The sequence below is a fragment of the Promicromonospora panici genome (assembly GCF_900608595.1).
Taxonomy (GTDB): domain Bacteria; phylum Actinomycetota; class Actinomycetes; order Actinomycetales; family Cellulomonadaceae; genus Promicromonospora; species Promicromonospora panici.
In genome coordinates this window covers 236774-257675 of the sequence record NZ_UWYY01000004.1, presented here as the reverse complement: position 1 = coordinate 257675, position 20902 = coordinate 236774, and the positions used below count along the sequence as shown (strand labels likewise).

Sequence of the window (20902 nt, the reverse complement as noted above, 5' to 3'; positions counted from 1 at the left end):
AGGGGGTGAGATTTTGGTTGGGGTTCGGCGAAATTCAGGGTGTTTTTTGCCGGGTCGTTGACGGAAAAATTCGGGGGTCCTTATGGTCACAGCATGTCGACGACGACACCCGGCAGCACCGCACGCCGCACCCACGAGGGCCGCGTCCTCGGTGCGCTGCGCGACGGTCCGCTGAGCCGTGCCGAGCTCGCCCGGCGCGTAGGCCTCTCGCGGACCACCCTCTCCGAGACCACCGCCGAGCTCCTGCGGCGCGGGGCCATCGTCGTGCTCGACACCGACGCCGCAACCCGCCGGGGCAGCGGCCGGCCCGCCGAACGGCTCGCCCTCGACCCCGGTTCGGGCCAGTACCTCGGCGTCGACTTCGGCCACCGGCGCGTCCGCGCCGCGGTCGCCGACGCCACCCGCGAGACGGTCGCCTCCGGCGTCGAGCACTACGACGACGACACCACCTGGTCCGAGCGGCTCGACCTCGCGTTCGAGCTCATCGACCGGCTCGCCCGCGAGCACGGCCTGCACTTCGGCGAGCTCCAGGCGGTCGGCATCGGCGTCGTCGGGCCCTACGGCGGCCGGCGGCCCGACGCCAAGCAGGTGTCGTGGGCTCGCCGCTCCGCTCCCGACGGCGTCCACGCGGCGTTCGCCGAGCGGTTCGGCGCGCCCGTCGTCGTCGACAACAACACGCGTCTGGCGGCGCTCGCGGAGGCCGTGTCGCAGCCCGAGAGCGCGAGCGACCTCCTGTACGTGCGGCTGTCGGACGGCGTGGGCGGCGGCCTCGTCGTCCGCGGCCGGATCGGCACGGGGGCGCACGGGTTCGCGGGCGAGCTCGGCCACGTCTCCGTGGACCCCGCCGGAACCAAGTGCCGCTGCGGCAAGCGCGGCTGCCTGGAGACCGTCGCGTCGGCGCCGGCCGTGCTCGCCGCGTGCCGCGCCAAGGGCGTCGAGGTCGAGTCCCTGGACGACCTCGCGGCGGTGGTCGCCACCAGCGACCCGGTGGTCGAGGGCGTGCTGCGCGACGTCGGCGCGACCGTGGGGCGCGTGCTCGGCATGGCGGCCCTGACCCTCGACCCGGCCGAGATCGTGATCGGTGGCGAGATCACGCGCGTCGCGCCGGTGATCGTCGAGCAGGCGGCGGCCACCCTGCACTACGAGCTGCACCCGCTGCCCACCGGCGAGTCGCTGGTCGTGCGCGCCGGGCGCCTGCGCGATACCGACGGCGCGCTCGGCGCGCTCGCCGCAGCCTTCCACCTTTCCCCCCTGCTGGCCGGATACCCCGTGCCCGAGACCACTGACGTACCGAGGAGAGTCCTGTGACAACGTCGACCGTGTCGACCCCCACCGCGGCGAAGAACGGGTCACCACCCCGGCGTCGCACGGGGAAGAGAACCACCCTGCTCGTCCTGAACACCGTCTCGGTGGTGGGCGGCATCGGGATCTGGTGGCTCCTGGCCCTCAGCGGGCTCCAGCTCCCGACCCCGCCGGAGGTGCTGGCCAAGGCGGTCGAGCTGGCCGCCGACGGCACCCTGATGGAGGACCTGACGGCGAGCCTCGGCCGCGTCCTGGCCGGGTTCCTGCTCGGCTCGGCCGCCGCTATCCCGGTCGGGTTCCTCATGGGCTGGTACACGCCGGCCCGGGGCCTGTTCGAGCCGTGGATCCAGTTCTTCCGCACCATCCCGCCGCTGGCGCTGCTGCCGCTGGTGCTGGTGCTGATGGGCATCGGCGAGCTGCCCAAGGTGTTCGTCATCTTCCTTGCGGCGTTCCTGGCGTGCGTCATCTCGACGTACCAGGGTGTCGTGAGCGTCGACCGGACGCTCATCAACGCGGCCCGCGTGCTCGGCGCGAAGGACGGCACGATCTTCCTCCGCGTCGTCGTGCCGGCGTCCTCGCCGTTCATCCTCGTCGGCATGCGGGTGGGCCTCGGGTCGGCATGGGCCACCCTCGTGGCCGCCGAGCTGCTCGCCGCGCAGGCGGGCCTCGGGTCCCGCATGCAGCAGGCCCAGACCTACTACGACCTCGCGACGATCTTCGTCAGCATCGTCGTCATCGGCGTCCTCGGCCTGGTGATGGACCGCTTGCTGCTCGCGGCGGAGACCAAGCTCACCGGATGGCAGGAGCGACGATGACCACCACCACGCAGGAGACCCCCAGGACCATGACGGACGCCGCGAAGATCTCGGTGCGCGACACCCGCAAGACGTTCGCGCTCAAGGACGAGGAGTTCGTCGCTCTCGACGGCGTCTCGCTCGACGTCGCCGACAACGAGTTCGTGACTGTGGTCGGCCCCTCGGGCTGCGGCAAGTCCACCCTGATGAACATCGTCGCGGGCCTCGAGACGCCGACGTCGGGCGAGGTGCTCGTGGACGGCGCCGGCGTGACCGGCCCCGGGCCGGAGCGCGGCGTCATCTTCCAGCAGTACGCGCTGTTCCCCTGGCTGACCGTGCGCAAGAACGTCGAGTTCGGGCTCAAGGTCGCGGGACTGCCCGCCGCCGAGCGGCGCGAGCGCGCCGAGCACTACGTGCGCCTGGTCGGCCTGGAGCAGTTCGCCGACGCGCTGCCCAAGACGCTGTCGGGCGGCATGAAGCAGCGCTGCGCCATCGCCCGCGCCTACGCCGTCAACCCGTCGATCCTGCTCATGGACGAGCCGTTCGGCGCGCTCGACGCCCTGACGCGAGTGCGCCTGCAGGAGCAGCTGCTCGAGACCTGGAGCAGCGAGAAGCGCACGGTCCTGTTCATCACGCACGACGTCGACGAGGCGGTGTTCCTCGCCGGCCGCGTGGTGGTCATGGCGGCCCGGCCGGGCCGCATCCACGAGGTGATCGACGTCGACCTGCCCTACCCGCGCACCGAGGAGGTGCGCCTGAGCCCCGAGTTCGGCGAGCTGCGCAACCGCGTGTGGCGCGCCGTCTACCACCAGCCGGCCGGGCGCTAGCCCGCCGTCCACCAGCTTCCCCGCCGTACCCCGAACCATTACTAAGGACACCCCCATGCGAATTTCCAGGGCTCTGCCATTTTCCAAGAGAGGCTTTGGTGCGATGCTCGCCGGCCTCGCCCTCGTGCTGTCGGTCGGCGCCTGCTCCTCCGGCGACGCCGCCGGCGGGAGCGACGGCGGCACCATCGAGGTCAACTTCGGCTACATCCCCGACTTCAACGGCACCAGCCTGCTGGCCATCGCCGAGGACCAGGGGCTGTGGGAGAAGCACGGCATCGACGCCATGACGTCGTCGTTCACGAACGGGCCGCTGCAGATCCAGGCGCTCGGCACCGGCGACCTCGACTTCGGGTACATCGGCCCGGGCGCGTTCTGGCTGCCCGCGTCGGGCCAGGCGAAGATCGTCGCGCTGAACACGCTCGGCCGGGCCGACCGCGTCGTCGCGCAGCCCGGCATCGAGTCCGTCGAGGACCTGGAGGGAAAGACGGTCGCCGTGCCGGAGGGTACGTCGGGCGACATGATCCTCACCCTCGCGCTGGAGGAGGTGGGGATGACCAAGGACGACGTCGAGCTCGTGCCCATGGAGCCGCCGGCCATCGTGGCGGCGCTGTCGTCAGGCCAGGTCGACGCCGCGGGGTTCTGGTACCCGTCGCTCGCGACCGTCAAGGAGCAGGTGCCCGACCTGGTCGAGCTCGCCGACAACACCGACTTCGAGGAGACCGTCGCCTTCCCGACGGCGTTCGTGGCCGGCAACGACGTCGTCGCCGAGGACCCCGAGAAGGTGGACGCCGTGCTCAAGGTGCTGCGTGAGGCCATGACCTACCGGTCGGAGCACATGGACGAGACGATCCAGCTCACCGCCGACTTCAACAAGCTCGACGTGGCCGACGTCGAGGCGGACGCCGCCAACGTGCAGGTCCTGACGGTCGAGGAGATCGACGAGCTCACGCAGGACGGCACGGTCGACACGTGGCTGACCGGCATGCAGGACTACTTCGTCGGGGCCGGGCAGCTCGAGGAGCCCGTGGAGCCGAGCGAGTTCTACACCGGCGACCAGTTCGTCAAGGCGGGTGAGTGACCCGGTGGCAGACGCACCGACCGATCCGGGCGCCGAGACCGGGGCGACGCCGCGGCGGAACGTCCTGTTCCTGATGACCGACCAGCACCGGGCCGACACGCTCGGCACCTACGGCAACCCGCACGCGTCCACGCCGGTGCTCGACGAGCTGGCCCGCACCGGCACACGGTTCGACCGGTGGTACACGCCGACGGCGATCTGCACGCCGTCACGTGCGAGCCTGCTCACCGGGCAGGCGCCGTTCCGGCACCAGGTGCTGGCGAACCACGAGCGCAACGTGGGCTATCAGGAGGACCTGGCCGACGGCACGTTCACCTTCGTCGAGGCGCTGCGCGAGCACGGGTACAACACCGGGCTCGTGGGCAAGTGGCACACCGGGACGGTGAAGAACGCCGGTCACTTCGGGTTCGACGGCCCGGACCTGCCGGGGTGGCACAACCCCGTGGAGAACGAGGACTACCTGGCCTACCTGCGTGAACACGACCTGCCGCCGTACGAGATCAGCGACAGGGTGCGCGGCACGCTGCCCAACGGCGGTCCGGGCAACCTTCTCGCGGCGCGGCTGCACCAGCCCGTGGAGGCCACGTTCGAGCACTACCTGGCGACCCGGACGATAGAGCTGCTGGAGCGCTACGCGGACGAGTACCGGTCGGGAGCGCGGCCGTTCTTCCTGGAGCTCAGCTTCTTCGGGCCGCACCTGCCGTACATCGTGCCGGACGAGTACTTCGACATGTTCGACCCGGCCGACGTCGAGCTGCCGGCCTCGATCGCCGAGACCTTCGAGGGCAAGCCGCCGGTCCAGGCGAACTACAGCGCGCACTGGACGTTCGACACGATGCCCATCGAGGTGACGCGCAAGCTGATCGCCGTCTACTGGGGGTACGTGACGCTGATCGACCAGCAGATCGGCCGGGTCATGGACGCTTTGGAGCGGCTGGGTCTGGTCGACGACACGGCGGTGTTCTTCACGTGCGACCACGGCGAGTTCACCGGGGCGCACCGCCTGCACGACAAAGGCCCAGCGATGTACGAGGACATCTACCGCACGCCGGGCCTGCTCCGGGTGCCGGGTGGACCGGCGGGCCAGGTGCGCACCGAGTTCGTGAGCCTGCTGGACTGCACGGCCACGATCCTGGAGCTGGCCGGGATCGACCCCGAGCCGGCGGTGGACTCGCGCAGCCTGCTGCCGCTGGCCCGGGGGGAGGACGTGCCGTGGCAGCAGGACATCGTGTGCGAGTTCCACGGGCACCACTTCCCGTACCCGCAGCGCATGCTGCGGGACGACCGGTACAAGCTGGTGGTCAACCCGGACTCCGTGAACGAGCTGTACGACCTGCTGACCGACCCGGACGAGCTGGCCAACGTCTACGACGAGCCGGGGCTGGCGGACGTCCAGCGGCGCATGATGGGGCGGCTGTACCGGCTGCTCCGCGAACGCGGCGACAACTTCTACCACTGGATGACGACGATGTACGACGTCGGCGAGGTGGACCACGACCCGACCCAGTCGGGTCTCGACGAGACGACGTACGCGGCGAAGTAAGGGGTCAGGGGCGGCGGAGATAGTCGATCATCAGGTCGAGCAGCGCCTCCAGCTGGTCCGTGCTGCCCGTGGCGCGTAATACCTGGACGCCGCCCTGGATGCCGGCCACGAAGGCCCCGGCGATCCGGTCGGCGTCCAGGTCCGTGCTGACCAGGCCGTTGCCCTGCATAGTGACGACCCCGGTGCTGACCCGCCCCTGCCACTGGCCCAGCAGCTCGGACACGACCGAGGCCGCGCCGGGAGTGCTCGACACCTGGTCCATCAGCGCGCCGAGCGGGCAGTACCGGCCCTGCGCGCGATACCGGGCCAGGAGCGTGCCGCGCCACGCCGACCACGACTCCCACGTGTCGAGCGCGCTGAGGTGCGGCTCCTGGTCGGTGAGCACCCGGCCGGCCTCGTGTCGCGCGACAGCGAGCAGCAGCTCCTCCTTGCCGTCCGGGAAGTAGTGGAAGAGCTGCCCCTTGCTGGTGTGGGTGACGGCACGGACGTCGTCGAGCGTGACGGCGCCCGGATCGTTGCTGCGCAGGTACTCGGCGGCGCCCTCGATGATGCGCTGACGGGTCGCCTGGCCCTTCGGCGTGAGCTTCACGGCTCCGACAGTACGAGCGTTTTTCTGGACTTGCTAGTCCAAAATTTGGTTCCTAACGTCCGACGCATGACACAGCAGACGACTCAGCACGCTCAGCCGGGCTACGGGCGGCGGCTTCAGGACCGGACCGCCCTCGTGACCGGATCCACCAGAAACATCGGCCGGTCGATCGTGCAGGCGCTCGCGGCGGAGGGGGCGCACGTCGTCGTCTCCGGGCGGAACGTGCGGCGCGGCGAAGAGGTGGTGGCCGGCATCCGCGAGCGGGGCGGCAAGGCCGACTTCGTCGCGTCCGACCTGGACGGCAGCCCGGAGGCGAGCCATGCCCTCGCAGGCGCGGCGGCCGACGTGCTCGGCGGGCGTATCGACATCCTGGTCAACAACGCCGGGATCTACTCGGCCACGGTGCTGGCCGACACGGACTCCGAGACGTTCGACAGCTACTACGCCGTGAACGTCAAGGCGCCCTTCTTCCTCACCCAGGCCGTGGCGCCCCACATGGTCGCGGACGGCGGCGGCGCGATCATCAACCTCGGCTCGTGGGCCGCTCGGCTGGCGCTGCCCGTGGGCGGCCTGTACGCCTCGACCAAGGGCGCGCTCGAGACGCTCACCCGTGCCTGGGCGGCCGAGCTCGGCCCGCAGGGCGTGCGCGTCAACGCGGTGTCACCGGGGGTCATCCGCCCGCCGGAGCTCGACCCGTCCGTCGACTTCGCGGGCGGCATCACGCTCGGCACACCTGCGGGCGGACCGGGCCACCCGGACGCCATCGGCGCCGCTGTGGTCTACCTCGCCTCCGACGACGCGAAGTTCGTGCACGGCACGGTGCTCGACGTCGACGGCGGCCGGATGGGGGTGGCCGTCATCGCGGACCCGGGCACGATCACGGTCCCCGAGAACCACTGACCGCTTGGTTGTGGGCGTGATCGTTGCGCCTAGAACGGGCGCGTAGGCGCCAAGATCGCGCTCACAACCAGCACGTCTGGGCCAAGTCGCACGGCGACTTCGGGAACGGCACGGTGAACAACGGCTCGGCACCGCTCCACGGCAAGCTGTCCGTGCTGCGGGCCACCGGGTGAACCCGCCGTACTTTCCTCCTGCCCGCACCAGCGCGCCCCTACACTCCCGAATGTGACCGCCGCGCTGCTTCTCGCCGTCCTGCTCGCCGTGCTGGCGGTCTTCCAGATCGCGCTGATCCTCGGCGCGCCGATCGGGCACTTCGCCTGGGGCGGTCAGCACCGGGTCCTGCCCGCCCGCCTGCGCGTCGGCAGCGGAATCTCGATTCTCATCTACGCGCTCATCGCGCTGGTCGGGCTCGATCGCGCCGGGCTGACCGACGTGTTTCCGGGGGCGTTCCCCGCGGTGGCCATGTGGGTGGTGTTCGCCTACTTCGTGCTCGGCATCGGGATGAACGGAATATCCCGGAGCAAGCCGGAGCGGTACACCATGGCACCGTTGTGCCTCGTACTTTCGGTGCTGAGCTTCCTGGTCGCTCGGCTATAGCCGCATCCGGGCGAGGTTTCTATCCTGGTGGTGAAGGCTTGCCTGCGAGGGTGGAGCACTGGCAGGCGGCTCGATCCGAGCCCGGAGGGTCAGCGTGTCGAACGAACACAAGTCAGCCGAGCGCGAGGCAGCGCCGCGGGTCCCACCGCGCTGGTTCGTCCGCACCGCGTGGGCGCTGCATCGCGGTCTGTACCGGGTCACGGCGGGCCGGGTGGGCCTCCGTCGTCCGAGGGCACGCAGCTGGGGCACCCTGCGCGTGATCACGACGGGCCGCCGCACCGGATGCGAGCACAGCGTGATCCTGGCCTACGTCGAGGACGGCCCGAACCTCATCACCCTGGCGATGAACGGCTGGGCCGACGGCGAACCGGCCTGGTGGCTCAATCTCCAGGCACATCCCGAGGCCACCGTGGACCTGGCCGACGGATCCCGGTTCGTCACCGCCAGGGCCGCCCGGGGCGAGGAGCGGGAGCGGCTGTGGGCCAGGTGGCAGGAGATCGACGCGAACCTCGACGGCTACGCCGCGCTCCGCTCGGTCGAGACGGCGGTCGTGATCCTGGAACCGCGGCCCGAACCGCACCCCGAGCCGCACGTGCACTCATAGCGTCGCCGTGGCGAGCGCTTCCTCCTGCCCGTCGAGAGTGATCTCGATCCGGTCCATATCGGTCAGCGGCAGCGCCGACGACGCGTCCAGGCCCGGCGACGTACCGCCCGACCACGTCCACGTCGCCGCGACGGTGCGCGCACCGTCCCGGCCGACCAGTACGAGCTCGTACCTGATCGGCTCCGGCGGCACGTAGCCGCCATCGGACCCCTGCTGCCCGGGCCTGGGCGGATAGTGGCAGCGCCACTCCAGCTTCGTCCCGTAGTCGGTGGGCGTGGCGACCAGCTGGGCACGCATGTCCGCCCCGGCCACGGGGCGCAGCTGGATCGTCCGGGCATCCACGACGGCAGCCGACGGCGGCGTCGTGCCCGCACCGTCCGGCGAGCCGAACACACCACGGTCGGTCAGCACGGAACCGCCGATCGTCCCCGCGATGACCAGGGCGCTCGCGGCCACGGCGCCCAGCGTCCGGCGTCGGAACCGGGACCTGCGGGCCGCGTGGGCGAGGCTCGCGAGCGGGATCACCGGCGCGAGCTCGGCACCGGTGTCGCCACGGGAGTCGCCATCCCGGCCGACGCCGGACGGGCCGGCCGGACCGCCGTCGGGCAGCTCCGCCGCTCCGGGTGCCTCCGCGACGAGTGCCTCCGCATGTGCCGGGCTGAGCGTGCCGAGCAGGCCGGGCATGCCGGCGAGCTCGGCCACGGCGGCGCGGCACGCGTCGCAGTCGGCCAGGTGCCGCTCATAGGCGCGACGGTCGCTCGGGCTCAGGGCGCCGAGCACGTACGCCGCGTCCCACTCGGCGTAGTAGTCGCCGCCGTGTCCTGCCTCAGACGCCGGGATCATGATGTGACTCCTTTCTCCTGCAGCGCCAGGCGCAGCGCACGCAGCCCGTAGTGCAGCCGCGACTTCACCGTCCCGGGCGCGATGCCCAGCTCGGTGGCGAGCTCGGCGACCGAGCGGCCGCCGTAGTACGCGCCCACGACCACCGCCCGGTGCGCCGGCGACAGTGACACCAGCGCGTCGGCGACGAGCCAGGAGTCGAGGACGGCCTGGGTCGCGTCACGCTCCTCGCGGTCGGGCACGTGACCGGTGTGCTCGCGGTTGCGGCGGGCGCTGCGCAGGTGGTCGACGACGAGGTTCCGGGCGACCGTGAACAGCCAGGCGCGCACGTGCTCCTCGGACCGTTCGAGCACCTCGGGGTGCCGCCACGCGCGTAGCAGGGTCTCCTGCACGACGTCGCGCGCCTCCTCCTCGTCGCCCGTGCGGCGCACGACGTACCGGTACAGCGCACCGGCATGTGTGTCGTGCACCGCTGCGAGGAGCTCATCCTCGGCGCCCACAGGCAGATCCTCTCCTGGTCATGGTCCCGCCGCCGCTCGCGTCGCCCCGTTACTGCCCGGGCTGGAGCTGCAGCGAGAACTCGATGCTGCCCTCATCCTCCACCGTCACGAAGCCCAGCGACGGCGCTTCGACGCCGAAGTCGGCGAACGTGATCGGAACGCTGCCGATGACCTGCACGGGGTCGCCGCTGGTCGCGTCTCCCGCGACCTCGGCCTCGACGGTGGCGGTCTGCGTGACGCCGTGGATGGTGAGGTCGCCCGTCAGCTCGACGGCGGTGGCGCCCTCCTCGATCGGCGCCGGCTCAGTGAGCTCGAAGGTCGCCGTCGGGAACTCGCCGACCTGCATCGCCGTGTCGCGGAAGTACGCGTCGCGGGGGGCCTCGTCGGTCGCCACGCTCGCGATGTCGACCTCGATGGCGGCGTCGGTGATCGAGCCGTCCGCGACCGTGACCGAGCCGGTCACCTCCTCGGTACGACCCGTGACCGTCACGTCCTCGCCGTTCAGCACCTCGTCGACGCGGTACCCGGCGAACGACCCGTCGCCGACGGTCCAGGTGCCGGCGGCCGCCTCGGCGTCGGGCAGCGGAACCGCCGACTGCTCGAGCGTGGGCTCCTCCGCCGCCGCGCTGTTGGCCCAGTCCGCGTACAGGCCCGGTCCCCAGATTGCTGCCGCCCCACCGACCACGACTACCGCCGCACCGATACCGACCGCCACCTTTGTCCCTCTGCGCACGCTCCGCCCCTCTCGTTCGCAGGCCGACCCGTTGCCGGCCTCTGCCCCTCACTACGGGTGAATGGGGAGATCGGTTCAATCCGGGTTCGAAGTGGGGTCCGAGGGGTGCGTGCTGGTGGTGCGCGTGACGGGGCTCGGTGACTTCGGTCGGTTGCTGGTGGTGCATGGGACCGAAGTCGGCGACCGATCTCATCTGCGCGCGATGACATGTGACCGAAGTTGCTGCCAAGCCAGCGGACGCCGAGGTTCACGCGCGAGCCGTCAACACATGGGGTGAAACGGTCCGGACCAGGGTGAATGGGCGCGCGGGCTCCGCGGGGCCGTGCCACCATCGAAGCAGGCCGCGCGCACCCCGGCCTCGGGCGACGACGCCTCCGGCCCCGGGTGTCAGCGGCACGTGACGCTGACTCCTGGAGGCATTCATGCGTCGGTCTGTAGTCGTGCTTCTCGCGGCAGGATTTCTCGTCGCGGGGGCGGTCGCGCCACCGGCGTCGGCCGCGCCTGGCGACCCGCTGCCCGGCTGGGAGCCGAGGCCCGAGGAGGCGCATCGGGAGGTCTCCGTCGCGCCGTCCGGCCGGGTCTTCGTCGACGCGAACTCGGAGCCGGGGTACAAGCCGATCTCCTATCTGGAGCACGGGTACCGGAACGACTGGGTCCGGACCGAGACCGAAGGCGCCAGCTGGGCCGGCCTGGCGACGGGCGCTGACGGCTACGCCGTGGACGTCAGGTTCACCGTGGACGGGCCCGCCCGGTACCGCGTTCACGACGGTGAGGCGTGGAGCGACATCGCCACGTTCTACGACGGCGAGGTCCGCGAGGCGACCATGGACGCCAACTCCGCGGGTGATGTCGCGGTGGTCCTGAAGCTGTCCGACCCGCGGAGGACGATGCTGGCGCGTCTCCCGCACGGCGGCGAGTGGGTCGTGCAGGAGCTCAGATATGTGTACACGGACTACCCCGCCGACGTCGTCATCAACGAGCAGGGCAAGACGACGGCGGTCTGGGCGGTGGGGTTCTCGACGCCAACCGACTACTACTCGCGCATCGTCCGGACGAGCGTGCGTGCGGGTACCACCTCGGAGGGCAGGCGCCAGCTGGTCGGGACGGTGAACCGCACCGGAGAGAACACCCAGCTGCACCTCGCTATCGACTCGGATGGCAGAGGCCGCGAGACGATCATCGCGCGCAACCGCGTCTGGCGGCAGCCGCACACGAGCGAACCGCACGAGTACCAGATGCGCATCGGCATTCGCGGGCTCCTCGCCACGGGTGAGTCGACGACGCGCGTCGTCTGGCCCGTCGCGACCGAGACCGGCTACTCGATCCGCTCGGTGCGATTCGAGGACAGCGGTCGGCGCCCGCAGACCACCCTCTGGTCGCACGCCCTGCCGCCGTCCCAATGCCGCACCGGCGCGGGGATCGGCGCCATCGCACTCGGGATCGGCATGGTCCCCGGCGGCCGGTCGTATGTCGCGGCAGGCATCGAACGAGGTGTCGACAGCGACGGCGTGTGCCCGGACATCGCGTCGTTCCTCGTCGTCGATCGCAGAGACAGCGTCCTCAACGAGCAGCCGCTCGGCTACTTCGCCGTCGGTGACGAGTTCCAGGTCGCGGCCGCGGCCGCCGGCCCCGTCGTCGTGGAGTTCAAGAACTGGGACGACCACGCCGACCCGATCAGCGAGGACCAGCCGGACGGCCGGTACTCGATGCAGTTCTTCAACCGTTGAACCCACCTGGAGTCGTCGTGCGTCGAACAGTCGTGGCCGCGTGTATCGCGGCCGGTGTCCTTGCCACATCGCTCGTCGCCGGTACGACGGCGGCGTCGGCCGACCCGGGAGACCCGGCGTTCGGCTGGCGAGCCCCAGAGGGGAACGTCCATCGTGACGTCGCCGTCTCCGGTGCGGGCCGGGTGTACAGCCTGAGCCTCCCCGAGCCTGGCGAGGAGGACCATTCGTGGCTGGAGCGCGGCCGGTGGCTCGAGTGGGAACGTCTCGAGATACCACCCGTCACCACGGGCGGCGTGATCGCGGGCAGCCCGGGTGACTACGCGATGGCGGTTGCCGGGAACGCGTCCTACGTGTTCAACGGGACGGGCTGGGACGACCCCGTGACGATCACTGCGCAGGAGATCGGGACGTCGAAGCTCGTTGGCAACAAGGACGGCGACGCCGCCCTGCTGTGGAGCGCTCCGGGCGGACGGTCGTACCTGAGCCGCCTGGAACGAGGCGGCTCCTGGGTCACCAACCGCGTCCCGTCGGTCCTGATCGACGTGCCCCGGGACGTGGCCATCAACAACGCGGGCAAGGTCACCGTGGTCTGGGCCGTGCCGAAGGGGACGACGGCGGAGATCCGGCGCACCGTGATCCAGCCCGGGGCCACCACCTGGTCGCCGTCGGTGCCGATCGGCACCGTGGAGCACCCGAGGCCGCGGCTCAGGCTCGTGACCGAGGGTGAGGGGCGGGAGACGCTGCTCGCCCGCAACAAGCTCTGGCGCCAGGCGAGCAGCACCACGATGCCGACCTACCAGTTCCGCACCAGCAGCCGGGCCGAGCTCGCCGCGAGCGACTCCCGCACTCGGCTGGTCTGGGCCGGGCTGGTCGGCGAGGAGCACCGGTTCTACTCTCGCTCGGTGGGAACGAGCTGGGGGTCCCGGGTCCTGATGTGGTCGTCGGACGGCCCGGACGAGTGCCCCGAGAGTCCCTGGTTCGGCGTAGGCATGGTCCCGGGCGGACGGTCCTACGTCGCGATGGCGGTCCGGACCGACGTCGGCGAGACCACCGAGGTCTGCGGCGGCCCGTTCTCCGCGTTCGCCACTCTCGACAAGTTCGACGGCATCCTGAACATCTCCGGCGGTCCCGACACCGCGCTCCAGACCACGCCGTACCAGATCGTGGGCGGGACGAGCGGCCCGATCGTGCTGGAGTACGAGCCGGGCAACTGGACCATCGACTGGAGGATGGAGTTCTACGACCGGTGAGACCTGACCTGCAGCTTCGGCCCGAGGTGACCTCCATGCGACGTTGGTCCGGGACCAAGGCCGCCACCGGCGACACCGTCACCCGCGTCGTGTGGCCGGTCAGGTCCGGCGGGCGCTGGTGACGCCGGTTAAGCGGCCAGCTCCGCGAGCAGACATTCGCGGAGCTGCACGAGCTGCTCGGCCGACTGCTCCGGGCTGATCCCGTCGGTGAAGACGGTGGCTGCGGCGACCTCGGCGGCGAGTGGGTCGGCGACCCACCGAGCGATCCAGTCCTGGCCGTCGATGATCCAGTCCTTCCCCCTGCTCGCGACCGCACGCTCGCGCAGCACCACGACCGAACGGGCCGGGTCAGGGCTGGGCACCAGGTGAACGACGTCGGGGATCGGTGCCAGCGCCCGGCGCACCTGCTCGGCGTAGTCGGGCGTGGTGAAGCTCGTGTAGCCGGCGCCCAGGGCGATGACCGCCTCCGGGTGCTCCGCCACAGTGCGCTCCACGGCGTGCACGCGGGCCGGCTCCCACTCGCGTTCCGCGGCAGCCCATCCCACGGCTTTGTCGCGTTCGAGGAGCCGGTCCAGGGACCAGCCAACCTCGGCGCAGTAGGACCAGGCGATGTCGTCGATGTCGACGAAAGGGTGCCCGAGGCGCTCCGCGACGAGAGCGCCGAGCGTGGACTTCCCTGCCGCTAGCGGACCAACCAGAATCATGAGCGCTCCTTGAGCTGGGCGAAATGTCCGCCAGTATCACCCATTGACCCTTGGCAGGAGGGGAGACGCTCCGGCGTCCTGGCCGGCTCGGCCCTCGAGGGGTTTCGGTAGGGTCCGCCCATGACGCGAGCCCGAACGGTGGTCAGGGGAGTTGCGGCGCTCGCGGTCGTCGCGGCGGTGGGCCTGGTACTGCCCCCGTTGGCGCTGGCGCTGGACGAGTCGGCCATGCCTCCGGCGTCGGCCCTCCCTGCGCTGCCCGACGGCGCCCGCGTGACCGCCGAGGACATGGGCTGCGCGTCCGGCGGCTGCTGGCTGGAGCTGACGGCTCAAGGCCCAGCCGGGATGTCCGGCGAGGAGCTGGCGGCCGAGACGCTGCCCGACGGTCGGGAGTGCACCTTCCGAGGTCTGCTCGACCTTCGGCGGGCGTGTGCCGGGGTGATCGATGTGGAGGCGGGGGCCGCGCGGTTCTTCGTACAGTACGAACGCTGGGTGCACTAGGGCCTGTTTCTGATCGTCGTTCAGGAGGGCCGAATTCTGGTTGCGGCCCTGGAGGAGCGTCGGGCACGCTCTCACGCATGGTCTCGATGTTGCAGAACGTGGCGATCGACAGTGCGAACGCCTACGAGCTCGCTCGGTTCTGGAGTCAGGTGTTCGACGCCGCGATGCATCCGGAGGACAAACCCGGTGATCATGAGACCGAAGTGATGCTGCCCGGCGGCCCGGTCCTCTTCTTCAACCAGGTGCCGGAACCCAAGACCATCAAGAACCGGCTTCACATGTGTCTCCGTCCGGAGACCACCCGCGAAGAAGAGGTCGGGCGGCTGATGGATCTCGGAGCCACCCAAGTGGCCGATCACCGGGGACCGGACGGTGGCGGCTGGGTCGTCCTCGCCGACCCGGAAGGCAATGAATTCTGCGTTCTCCAAGGTGCGGCCGAGCGCGCAGCGATGTCTTCCTGAGCGTGAATGCCGGCGAACGCCGTCGTTATGACTGCTTCGCTGATGCGCGAACTTCCTGCTTGTGGGCGTTAAAGCGTGCCTTCTTCTCACGATTGCCGCACGTGCCCATGTCGCACCATCGTCGGCTGCGGCTTCGGCTGGTGTCGAAGAAGGCGGCCTGGCAGGTCGGCGATGCGCACAAGGCCAGCCTTCCGTCGCGTTCGCCCGCGATGATGCTGATCGCGTCGGCGGCGATGACGCCCAGGGCGTCCTCTACGGAGGAAGCCGAGCTCAGCCGCCATTGCCGATTGCCCTCGGGCGTCAGGACAGCCGCGGCCCGACCCTGAGCGCTGTAGTCATTGATGACCGCGACAGCCGACGCGGGGAGGGGCTCTCCGAGCGCGGCCGCTGTCGCGGCGGCGTGAATGGATTCCCTCAGCTCTCGGGCGCGCTCGTGCTGGGCAGCGGTGCAGGACTCCACGGCGAGGCCGCTCACCGCCAGCCAGTCCACGAGTCGGCTCGGCGTGGGAATGCGTTCCAGAGCGTCGCCACGTCGCTCCGTCAGGGTCGCCGTGAAGCTGGTGGCCAGCACCTTGCCGAGGCGAAATTCAGGAAACTGAGCGGGCATGGAACCACCATAGCCGGTTGCGCCCTCGTCTCGACGTCTGCTAGAACCGTCATAGACGGTTCACCGATGCCCGGGAGGTCTCATGTCCACACAGACCAGCAACGTGCAGGCATTCGAAGCGCACGCATCCGACGCCGATTTCGACGACCTCCGCGCGCGACTGGCCGCAGCACGGCTGCCGGAAGCCGAGACGGTCTACCGTGCCGCGCCCGACCCTCGTCGATGGGAGCAGGGAGTTCCTCTCGCCGACGTCGTCGACGTCGTGAACTACTGGCGCACCGACTACGACTGGCGGCCGTTCGAGACGCGCCTCAACCAGATCGGCCAGTTCCGCACCACCATCGACGGTCTGGGAATTCACTTCCTGCACCGCCGGTCCACCCGCGCGGACGCCACCCCTCTGCTCCTGACGCACGGCTGGCCGGACAGCATCGTTCGATTCATCGACGTCGTGGACGAGCTGGCAGATCCGAAAGACGCGGACGCACCGGCGTTCCACGTCGTGGTCCCGTCACTGCCGGGCTTTGGTTACAGCGACAAGCCCGTGACCACCGGGTGGGGAACCGAGAAGATCGCGGCCGCCTGGGTGGAACTGATGGGACGGCTCGGATACAGCAAGTTCGCGGCCCACGGCGGCGACTGGGGCGGCAACATCACCACGGTCCTCGCCGGCAGGTTCCCCGAGCACGTGCTCGGCATCCACACGACGTTCGCGGAGGGACCGCCCGGGCTGACGATGGACGGGCTGACGGCGGTCGAGCGTGAGTGGGCTGAGGAAACTCGCGACTTCTGGCGCCGCCGTGGGGCATACGCGAAGCAGCAGGCGACCCGGCCGCAGACCATCGGCTACTCGCTCGTCGACTCGCCGGTCGGACTTCTCGCCTGGATCCTCGACAAGTTCGCCGAGTGGTCGGACACCGAGGACAGCCCGTTCGAGACGATCTCCAGAGACCGTGTTCTCGACGACGTCACCCTGTACTGGCTCACTCGGACCGGCGCGTCCGCGGCCCGCATCTACTACGAGAGCCACAACTCGCTGGACCCCGACCTTCGGGTCGACGTCCCATCGGCACTCACGATGTATCCCCGCGACGTCGAGAAGTGTCCGCGCCCCTGGGCGCAGGAGCGGTACCGGCAGATCGTCCGATGGACTCTGCCCGCGAAGGGCGGTCACTTCCCGTCGCTGGAGGTTCCCGAGTACTTCGTCAAGGACCTGCAGGAGGGCCTCGCGGCAGTCCTGGCCGCAACCGGCAGTGCGGAAGCCTGAGGGTGAACTCTCCTGGTCAGACGCCTGCGCGGTAAGGCGTAGTGCCAGGATGAGGCCGTGTTTGATGCCCAGGGAGTGGCCGACCTCTTCGTTGCGGTGGCGACGGTCGCAGCGGCCGTGTTCGCCGGCTGGCAGGTTCGCGAGCTGGTCCGGCAGCAGCGCGAGGTCAAGCGTCTGGAGACCCAGGCCGTCTCGGTCATGTGGGAACCGACGGTCGCGCCGCACAAGGCGGATGCTGACGGGTCCGCGGCGTGGGTCCTCGAGGTCACGCTGACGAACCCTGGCCGGATGCCGATCGACAACGTCCTGTGCACGCTCCACTTCGACCGTCCCGTGCAGCGCCTGCGCCATGACGGGACCGCCGACGAGCCCGCGATGACTCTGGACCTCGCGCAGACGGTTCTCCTGGGCGGGTCGACCCGTTCCTGGACGGCACCATTCGAGCTCGGTTCGACGCCGATGTCTGGGTCACCCGTGCGATGCGGGCGACGGTGTCCTTCGACGACATGCACGGAAACCCGCAGACGACGTCGTGGCCGCGGAGGAAAGTGCAACGCGCAGATCCCGTTGCGGACTGAGCGCCGCCGCGGTGGCTGTGGGCTGACTCCGGTTCAGCAGGCCCGGACAGAGCCGTAACCCCAGGGGTTATGGCTCTGCCGAAGCCTGCTGAACACGAGTCAGCTCGTGTTGCCGGGAGGGCACACGAGGCTCAGGTGCAGGGTGTTACCGGCCTGACTTCGGACGGTGGTGGTCGAGGTAGTTCTGGGCTGTGGTGAGGGTGGTCATGTCGGGCATGCGGTCGAGGTACGCGAGGCCGTCGAGATGGTCGATCTCATGCTGGACGACGCGGGCGGTGTAGCCCTCGAATTTCCTGGTAGCCGTCTCGCCGGTCTCGGTCGTGTACCCGACGGTGACGCCCTCGGCTCGGGGGACCAGTCCCAAGTAGCCGGGCACGCTGAAGCAGCCCTCCCAGTCCAGTGTCGTCTCGTCGGAACGCTCGATGATGACGGGGTTGAGCAGTTGGATCAGGCCCGTCTCGGGCCGGTCCGGGAAGACGTCGGTCCTGCGGACCTCGACGATCGCGGCCCTGACCGAGACGCCGATCTGTGGCGCGGCCAGGCCGGCGCCGTTGAGCTCCCGCAGGCGCGTGACCAGGATTCCCAGCAGCTCGGCTGCTTCCCCGGCGTCGATCGCCGCAGTGGGAGCCTTGAGCCGTGGGTCGCCGATCGTGACGACGTCGTCGTCGACGGCTCCGTCGATCCAGGAGCTGTCGCTGCAGGGAAGGGGCATGCGTGGTCCGTTCTTGTCGGGCGGTCGAGAGAGCCTCAATCGGCGTCCGGCTCCACGGGGCTCCTGTTGTACCGCTCAAGTGTCGCTTCGTCCGTGGCGGCGTCGACGAGGTCGAGGGTCCAGGGCCCGGAGTCCACCTGAAACTCGCTGTCGAACCCGACCCATTTTCCCGCCATGGTGCGCCCCGTGGGGTCCACGATGACCTGCAGCGCGCCGGTCCCTGCGGGGACGGTCGACGCGCTGGACCTCGTGCGGGCCGCGGGACACGAGGTTGTCCTGGCGACCGGTCGATCCTTGGTCGGCCTGATGCCGATTGCCATCAGACTTGGGCTGACTCAGGGATTCGCGGCGTCCTCGAACGGCACCATGACCGTGCGCCTGGACGCCGACGTCCCGTCGGGCTACGTCATCGACGATGCCCGCCGGTTCGCTCCCGGCCTGGTGATCCACCGGGCACTGGCACTGGTGCCTGGCGCACGAGTCGGCGTCGAAGAAGTCGGCTGGGGCTGGCGCGTCAACGCGCTGTTCGATCCCGGATTGCTCAACGGCGAGCAGAAGAAGGTCTCAGTCGCCGACTTGTGCGCCGCACCAGCGACAAGGGTCGCAATACACGCCCCTGGCCTGGATCGGCACATTGATGCACTGGCCACGGCGGGCGCTACGGTCACGCCCGCCGGACCCGACTGGATTGACGCGAGTGCGCCCGGGACGAGCAAGGCCACGGCCCTCGAACGACTGCGAACGCGCCTCGGCATCGCGTCCGAGGCTACGGTTGCCGTGGGCGACGGCGCCAACGATCTGGAGATGCTGGGCTGGGCCGAACGTGGAGTGGCGATGGGTCACGCCCCGGAGCTCGTGCGGCAGGCCGCGGACGAGGTCACGGGCACGATCGACCAGCATGGCGCCGTCGCTGTCCTGCACTCATTGCTCCCTGCCGAGGTCGATCCGTCGTCGATGTCGCGTCTCGCGGCCCAGCTGGCTATCGCCGTCCGAACGGCACCCAGCCACTCCGTCGTGGTGCGGGTCTGGCACGGACCGACGACGGGTCTGAGCCGCACCGAGGTGTGGGTCCTGAGTGAGTGCTCCTGGATTCGGCATGCTCCGGTCCCGGCAGGGGCCGGGGTCACGATGCGCGGGATCGAGTCGGCTGTGAGGGAGGCCGGGCTCAACTATCCACGAGGCGACGAAGGTCGCCGTCGGGCCCATTGGCGGGCGAGCCTCACGGACGACGGCCCTGCCGGGTTCGAGCTGCCGCTCGCACGCTGACGCCTCAGCCTCGGCCAGCCTCAAACCGTGTCGAAGCCATATCAAGCACTCGCGCCGCCGCGCGGGGCAGATCAGAACCTGTCACGCAGGGTTGCCGCCAAAGCCGATCTCGTTCCCCTCGGGGTCGCGGAAGATCACCTTGCGGACGTCGCCATACGTCTCGTGATCACTCGGCTCGATGCCGCGGGCGGAGATCGCCGCGACTCGGGCATCGAGGTCGCCCACGTAGAGCGTGTGCGTCGCGTTGCCGGCGCGTTCGGGGCGTTCTTCGAGCACGATCCAGCGGTGCGGGGCGACCTCCCACACGGCCTCGGTCGGTGTGGCCTTGAACGACGGCGGTGTGCCGAGCAAGGACTCCCACCAGGGATACGTGGCCGCATAGTCACCCACGCAGCTGACCGCGAACAGCTCGAGACCATCGGAAAGGAATTCACTCATGCAGCAGTAGACGGGTCTCCCGGATGAAAGTCATCGGTCCTTGTCGGCAGAACCGAGCTGCCGGTCGCGCTGCGCGATCGCACAGAACTCGGTTGACTCGTCGCGGATGGCACTGCTTCGCTGGGCCGTCCGCCGCCGACGAGGAGCCCTCATGACGACCCTGCGCAGCATCAGCTCGGATGAGAAGGACCTGCTCAGCGAGGGTGAGACCGCGGAGAAGGCGGCCAGCCTGCGGGCGTATGTGGACAGCCAGCTCGAAGCCGGCAGCGTCCGGCCCGAATGGTGCTTCATCGCCGAGCGCGACGGCAGGCAACTCGGCAGCGCTGCGCTCTACGCCCTGCCTGGCGCGGACGTACCGGCGTCGATCGCATTGCTGGAGACGGACTGGCAGGAGCCCGCCGCTGGCCGGGAGATGCTCGGGCTCGTCGCCGCGAGAGCCCGTGATCTGGGCGCCATCGAGCTGGAGTACGCGCTGGACTCGCCACCGAGCGCACCGCGGTTCCAGTTCCACCCGGCCGAGCAGGAGGCGGCACTGCGCGCCGCCGGATTCCGGCTCCTGCGGGACGGGATGCGCTGGCGGTGGACCACCGATTCACCGGTACTCCCGCAAGACGACCGGCTCACCTTCCGGCCACTTCCGGAGATCGGCAACGAGACCTTCGTGGACGTGCTGGGACGCACGATGGAGGGCACCGCCGACACCGACCTCGCCGACGGCGTCACCAAGTACGGCACGCGCGGCGCAGGCGAATGGATCTTCGACCTGATGGCGAAGTTCGACCACCGCGACGAGTGGTACGAGATCGGATTCGCCCCCGACGGCAGCCCTGCCGCCGTCAGCATGCCGGCACGCAATCCGAGTGCAGCCGTCATCGGCCACGTCGGTGTTGTCCCCGAACACCGCCGCCGCGGATACGCCACCGCCGTGGTCGCCCGCGGCGTCGCCGTCCTCGCTGCGGCCGGCGCCACATCCATCGTCGGCGACTGCGATGCCGCCAACACCGGCATTGCCCGCGCCTTCGCCACGAACGGCTTCGACAACTTCGTCAACCGCCGTGAGTTCGGCCTCTCCCTCGCATAGCGTCCG

At 70.0% G+C, this 20902-nt stretch carries 24 protein-coding genes; 15 read left to right on the top strand and 9 right to left on the bottom strand.

Annotation, left to right across the window (positions count from 1 at the left end):
* Window positions 1-93: 93 nt before the first annotated feature.
* From EW117_RS06355 to EW117_RS06335, 5 genes are all read left to right on the top strand, one after another.
* Window positions 94-1308, top strand: a complete 1215-nt coding sequence (locus EW117_RS06355) for an ROK family transcriptional regulator (RefSeq protein WP_129784814.1) — start codon at window positions 94-96, stop codon at window positions 1306-1308.
* Entirely contained in the window at window positions 1305-2117 is an 813-nt protein-coding gene (locus tag EW117_RS06350; protein WP_129784812.1) for an ABC transporter permease, read from the top strand. Before EW117_RS06355 ends, EW117_RS06350 begins: the two co-directional genes overlap by 4 nt.
* Window positions 2114-2923 (top strand): ABC transporter ATP-binding protein, encoded by an 810-nt coding sequence (locus EW117_RS06345; protein ID WP_207211771.1) that lies wholly within the window; start codon window positions 2114-2116, stop codon window positions 2921-2923. Before EW117_RS06350 ends, EW117_RS06345 begins: the two co-directional genes overlap by 4 nt.
* A gap of 103 nt (window positions 2924-3026) precedes the next feature.
* A complete protein-coding gene (locus tag EW117_RS06340) occupies window positions 3027-4001 on the top strand; it encodes an aliphatic sulfonate ABC transporter substrate-binding protein (RefSeq protein ID WP_129784810.1) in 975 nt (324 codons plus the stop codon).
* Window positions 4002-4005: 4 nt separating this feature from the next.
* The gene (locus tag EW117_RS06335; RefSeq protein WP_129784808.1) at window positions 4006-5544 is read left to right on the top strand and encodes a sulfatase family protein; all 1539 of its coding nucleotides are present in this window, start codon (window positions 4006-4008) and stop codon (window positions 5542-5544) included.
* A 4-nt stretch (window positions 5545-5548) separates the two neighbouring features.
* On the opposite strand, the gene EW117_RS06330 is transcribed toward EW117_RS06335, so the two are convergent.
* On the bottom strand, window positions 5549-6133 hold the full coding sequence (locus tag EW117_RS06330) for a TetR/AcrR family transcriptional regulator (RefSeq protein ID WP_129784806.1): 585 nt from the start codon (window positions 6131-6133) through the stop codon (window positions 5549-5551).
* A gap of 66 nt (window positions 6134-6199) precedes the next feature.
* Between EW117_RS06330 and EW117_RS06325 the strand changes: the two genes are divergently transcribed.
* The 3 genes from EW117_RS06325 to EW117_RS06315 all read left to right on the top strand — a co-directional run bounded on the left by EW117_RS06325 (window position 6200) and on the right by EW117_RS06315 (window position 8234).
* Complete coding sequence (locus tag EW117_RS06325; RefSeq protein WP_129784804.1) at window positions 6200-7033, top strand: SDR family NAD(P)-dependent oxidoreductase; 834 nt, start codon at window positions 6200-6202, stop codon at window positions 7031-7033.
* A 225-nt stretch (window positions 7034-7258) separates the two neighbouring features.
* The gene (locus tag EW117_RS06320; protein ID WP_129784802.1) at window positions 7259-7630 is read left to right on the top strand and encodes a hypothetical protein; all 372 of its coding nucleotides are present in this window, start codon (window positions 7259-7261) and stop codon (window positions 7628-7630) included.
* Window positions 7631-7724: 94 nt separating this feature from the next.
* On the top strand, window positions 7725-8234 hold the full coding sequence (locus EW117_RS06315) for a nitroreductase/quinone reductase family protein (protein ID WP_165362523.1): 510 nt from the start codon (window positions 7725-7727) through the stop codon (window positions 8232-8234).
* Here the strand turns inward: EW117_RS06315 and EW117_RS29675 are convergent.
* From EW117_RS29675 to EW117_RS06300, 3 genes are read right to left on the bottom strand one after another with little or no spacing between them, the layout of a single operon-like run.
* Complete coding sequence (locus EW117_RS29675; protein ID WP_129784798.1) at window positions 8229-9077, bottom strand: anti-sigma factor family protein; 849 nt, start codon at window positions 9075-9077, stop codon at window positions 8229-8231. The genes EW117_RS06315 and EW117_RS29675 overlap by 6 nt on opposite strands.
* Window positions 9074-9574: a sigma-70 family RNA polymerase sigma factor gene (locus tag EW117_RS06305; RefSeq protein ID WP_129784796.1), complete on the bottom strand. Its 501-nt coding sequence runs from the start codon at window positions 9572-9574 to the stop codon at window positions 9074-9076. The genes EW117_RS29675 and EW117_RS06305 overlap by 4 nt, the downstream gene beginning before the upstream one ends.
* A gap of 49 nt (window positions 9575-9623) precedes the next feature.
* Entirely contained in the window at window positions 9624-10307 is a 684-nt protein-coding gene (locus EW117_RS06300) for a YceI family protein (RefSeq protein WP_129784794.1), read from the bottom strand.
* Window positions 10308-10729: 422 nt separating this feature from the next.
* Between EW117_RS06300 and EW117_RS06295 the strand changes: the two genes are divergently transcribed.
* Both EW117_RS06295 and EW117_RS06290 read left to right on the top strand, forming a co-directional pair.
* Window positions 10730-12034 (top strand): hypothetical protein, encoded by a 1305-nt coding sequence (locus EW117_RS06295; protein WP_129784792.1) that lies wholly within the window; start codon window positions 10730-10732, stop codon window positions 12032-12034.
* Between the two features lie 17 nt (window positions 12035-12051).
* Complete coding sequence (locus tag EW117_RS06290) at window positions 12052-13284, top strand: hypothetical protein (RefSeq protein WP_129784790.1); 1233 nt, start codon at window positions 12052-12054, stop codon at window positions 13282-13284.
* Between the two features lie 128 nt (window positions 13285-13412).
* Here the strand turns inward: EW117_RS06290 and EW117_RS06285 are convergent, their stop codons facing one another.
* The gene (locus EW117_RS06285) at window positions 13413-13988 is read right to left on the bottom strand and encodes a shikimate kinase (RefSeq protein WP_129784788.1); all 576 of its coding nucleotides are present in this window, start codon (window positions 13986-13988) and stop codon (window positions 13413-13415) included.
* A gap of 120 nt (window positions 13989-14108) precedes the next feature.
* Between EW117_RS06285 and EW117_RS06280 the strand changes: the two genes are divergently transcribed.
* The gene (locus EW117_RS06280) at window positions 14109-14486 is read left to right on the top strand and encodes a hypothetical protein (protein ID WP_129784786.1); all 378 of its coding nucleotides are present in this window, start codon (window positions 14109-14111) and stop codon (window positions 14484-14486) included.
* A 77-nt stretch (window positions 14487-14563) separates the two neighbouring features.
* The gene (locus EW117_RS06275; protein WP_129784784.1) at window positions 14564-14947 is read left to right on the top strand and encodes a VOC family protein; all 384 of its coding nucleotides are present in this window, start codon (window positions 14564-14566) and stop codon (window positions 14945-14947) included.
* A gap of 25 nt (window positions 14948-14972) precedes the next feature.
* Here the strand turns inward: EW117_RS06275 and EW117_RS06270 are convergent, their stop codons facing one another.
* Complete coding sequence (locus EW117_RS06270; protein WP_129784782.1) at window positions 14973-15554, bottom strand: CGNR zinc finger domain-containing protein; 582 nt, start codon at window positions 15552-15554, stop codon at window positions 14973-14975.
* A gap of 82 nt (window positions 15555-15636) precedes the next feature.
* Here EW117_RS06270 and EW117_RS06265 point away from each other — a divergent pair, with 82 nt between their 5' ends.
* The gene (locus EW117_RS06265) at window positions 15637-16821 is read left to right on the top strand and encodes an epoxide hydrolase family protein (protein ID WP_129784780.1); all 1185 of its coding nucleotides are present in this window, start codon (window positions 15637-15639) and stop codon (window positions 16819-16821) included.
* A gap of 723 nt (window positions 16822-17544) precedes the next feature.
* Here EW117_RS06265 and def read toward each other — a convergent pair.
* Window positions 17545-18111, bottom strand: a complete 567-nt coding sequence (gene def / locus EW117_RS06260) for a peptide deformylase (protein WP_129784778.1) — start codon at window positions 18109-18111, stop codon at window positions 17545-17547.
* 35 nt (window positions 18112-18146) lie between these two features.
* Entirely contained in the window at window positions 18147-18287 is a 141-nt protein-coding gene (locus tag EW117_RS29320) for a hypothetical protein (RefSeq protein WP_165362522.1), read from the bottom strand.
* Window positions 18288-18297: 10 nt separating this feature from the next.
* On the opposite strand from EW117_RS29320, the gene EW117_RS06255 reads away from it, so the two are divergent.
* The gene (locus EW117_RS06255; protein WP_207211770.1) at window positions 18298-19377 is read left to right on the top strand and encodes an HAD family hydrolase; all 1080 of its coding nucleotides are present in this window, start codon (window positions 18298-18300) and stop codon (window positions 19375-19377) included.
* 81 nt (window positions 19378-19458) lie between these two features.
* Here EW117_RS06255 and EW117_RS06250 read toward each other — a convergent pair whose 3' ends face one another.
* Window positions 19459-19815 carry a VOC family protein gene (locus EW117_RS06250; RefSeq protein ID WP_129784774.1) on the bottom strand — a complete coding sequence of 119 codons (357 nt, stop codon included), beginning with the start codon at window positions 19813-19815 and terminating at the stop codon, window positions 19459-19461.
* A gap of 151 nt (window positions 19816-19966) precedes the next feature.
* Between EW117_RS06250 and EW117_RS06245 the strand changes: the two genes are divergently transcribed.
* Window positions 19967-20896 (top strand): GNAT family N-acetyltransferase, encoded by a 930-nt coding sequence (locus EW117_RS06245; RefSeq protein ID WP_165362520.1) that lies wholly within the window; start codon window positions 19967-19969, stop codon window positions 20894-20896.
* Window positions 20897-20902 lie beyond the last annotated feature (6 nt).

What these genes read in the sequence shown, in the direction of transcription:
- EW117_RS06355 (WP_129784814.1), top strand. Translation starts at nt 94, where the DNA reads ATGTCGACGACGACACCCGGCAGCACCGCACGCCGCACCCACGAGGGC.
- EW117_RS06345 (WP_207211771.1), top strand. Translation starts at nt 2,114, where the DNA reads ATGACCACCACCACGCAGGAGACCCCCAGGACCATGACGGACGCCGCG.
- EW117_RS06340 (WP_129784810.1), top strand. Translation starts at nt 3,027, where the DNA reads ATGCTCGCCGGCCTCGCCCTCGTGCTGTCGGTCGGCGCCTGCTCCTCC.
- EW117_RS06325 (WP_129784804.1), top strand. Translation starts at nt 6,200, where the DNA reads ATGACACAGCAGACGACTCAGCACGCTCAGCCGGGCTACGGGCGGCGG.
- EW117_RS29675 (WP_129784798.1), bottom strand. Translation starts at nt 9,077, where the DNA reads ATGATCCCGGCGTCTGAGGCAGGACACGGCGGCGACTACTACGCCGAG.
- EW117_RS06295 (WP_129784792.1), top strand. Translation starts at nt 10,730, where the DNA reads ATGCGTCGGTCTGTAGTCGTGCTTCTCGCGGCAGGATTTCTCGTCGCG.
- EW117_RS06285 (WP_129784788.1), bottom strand. Translation starts at nt 13,988, where the DNA reads ATGATTCTGGTTGGTCCGCTAGCGGCAGGGAAGTCCACGCTCGGCGCT.
- EW117_RS06280 (WP_129784786.1), top strand. Translation starts at nt 14,109, where the DNA reads ATGACGCGAGCCCGAACGGTGGTCAGGGGAGTTGCGGCGCTCGCGGTC.
- EW117_RS06275 (WP_129784784.1), top strand. Translation starts at nt 14,564, where the DNA reads ATGGTCTCGATGTTGCAGAACGTGGCGATCGACAGTGCGAACGCCTAC.
- EW117_RS06270 (WP_129784782.1), bottom strand. Translation starts at nt 15,554, where the DNA reads ATGCCCGCTCAGTTTCCTGAATTTCGCCTCGGCAAGGTGCTGGCCACC.
- EW117_RS06265 (WP_129784780.1), top strand. Translation starts at nt 15,637, where the DNA reads ATGTCCACACAGACCAGCAACGTGCAGGCATTCGAAGCGCACGCATCC.
- def (WP_129784778.1), bottom strand. Translation starts at nt 18,111, where the DNA reads ATGCCCCTTCCCTGCAGCGACAGCTCCTGGATCGACGGAGCCGTCGAC.
- EW117_RS29320 (WP_165362522.1), bottom strand. Translation starts at nt 18,287, where the DNA reads ATGGCGGGAAAATGGGTCGGGTTCGACAGCGAGTTTCAGGTGGACTCC.
- EW117_RS06250 (WP_129784774.1), bottom strand. Translation starts at nt 19,815, where the DNA reads ATGAGTGAATTCCTTTCCGATGGTCTCGAGCTGTTCGCGGTCAGCTGC.
- EW117_RS06245 (WP_165362520.1), top strand. Translation starts at nt 19,967, where the DNA reads ATGACGACCCTGCGCAGCATCAGCTCGGATGAGAAGGACCTGCTCAGC.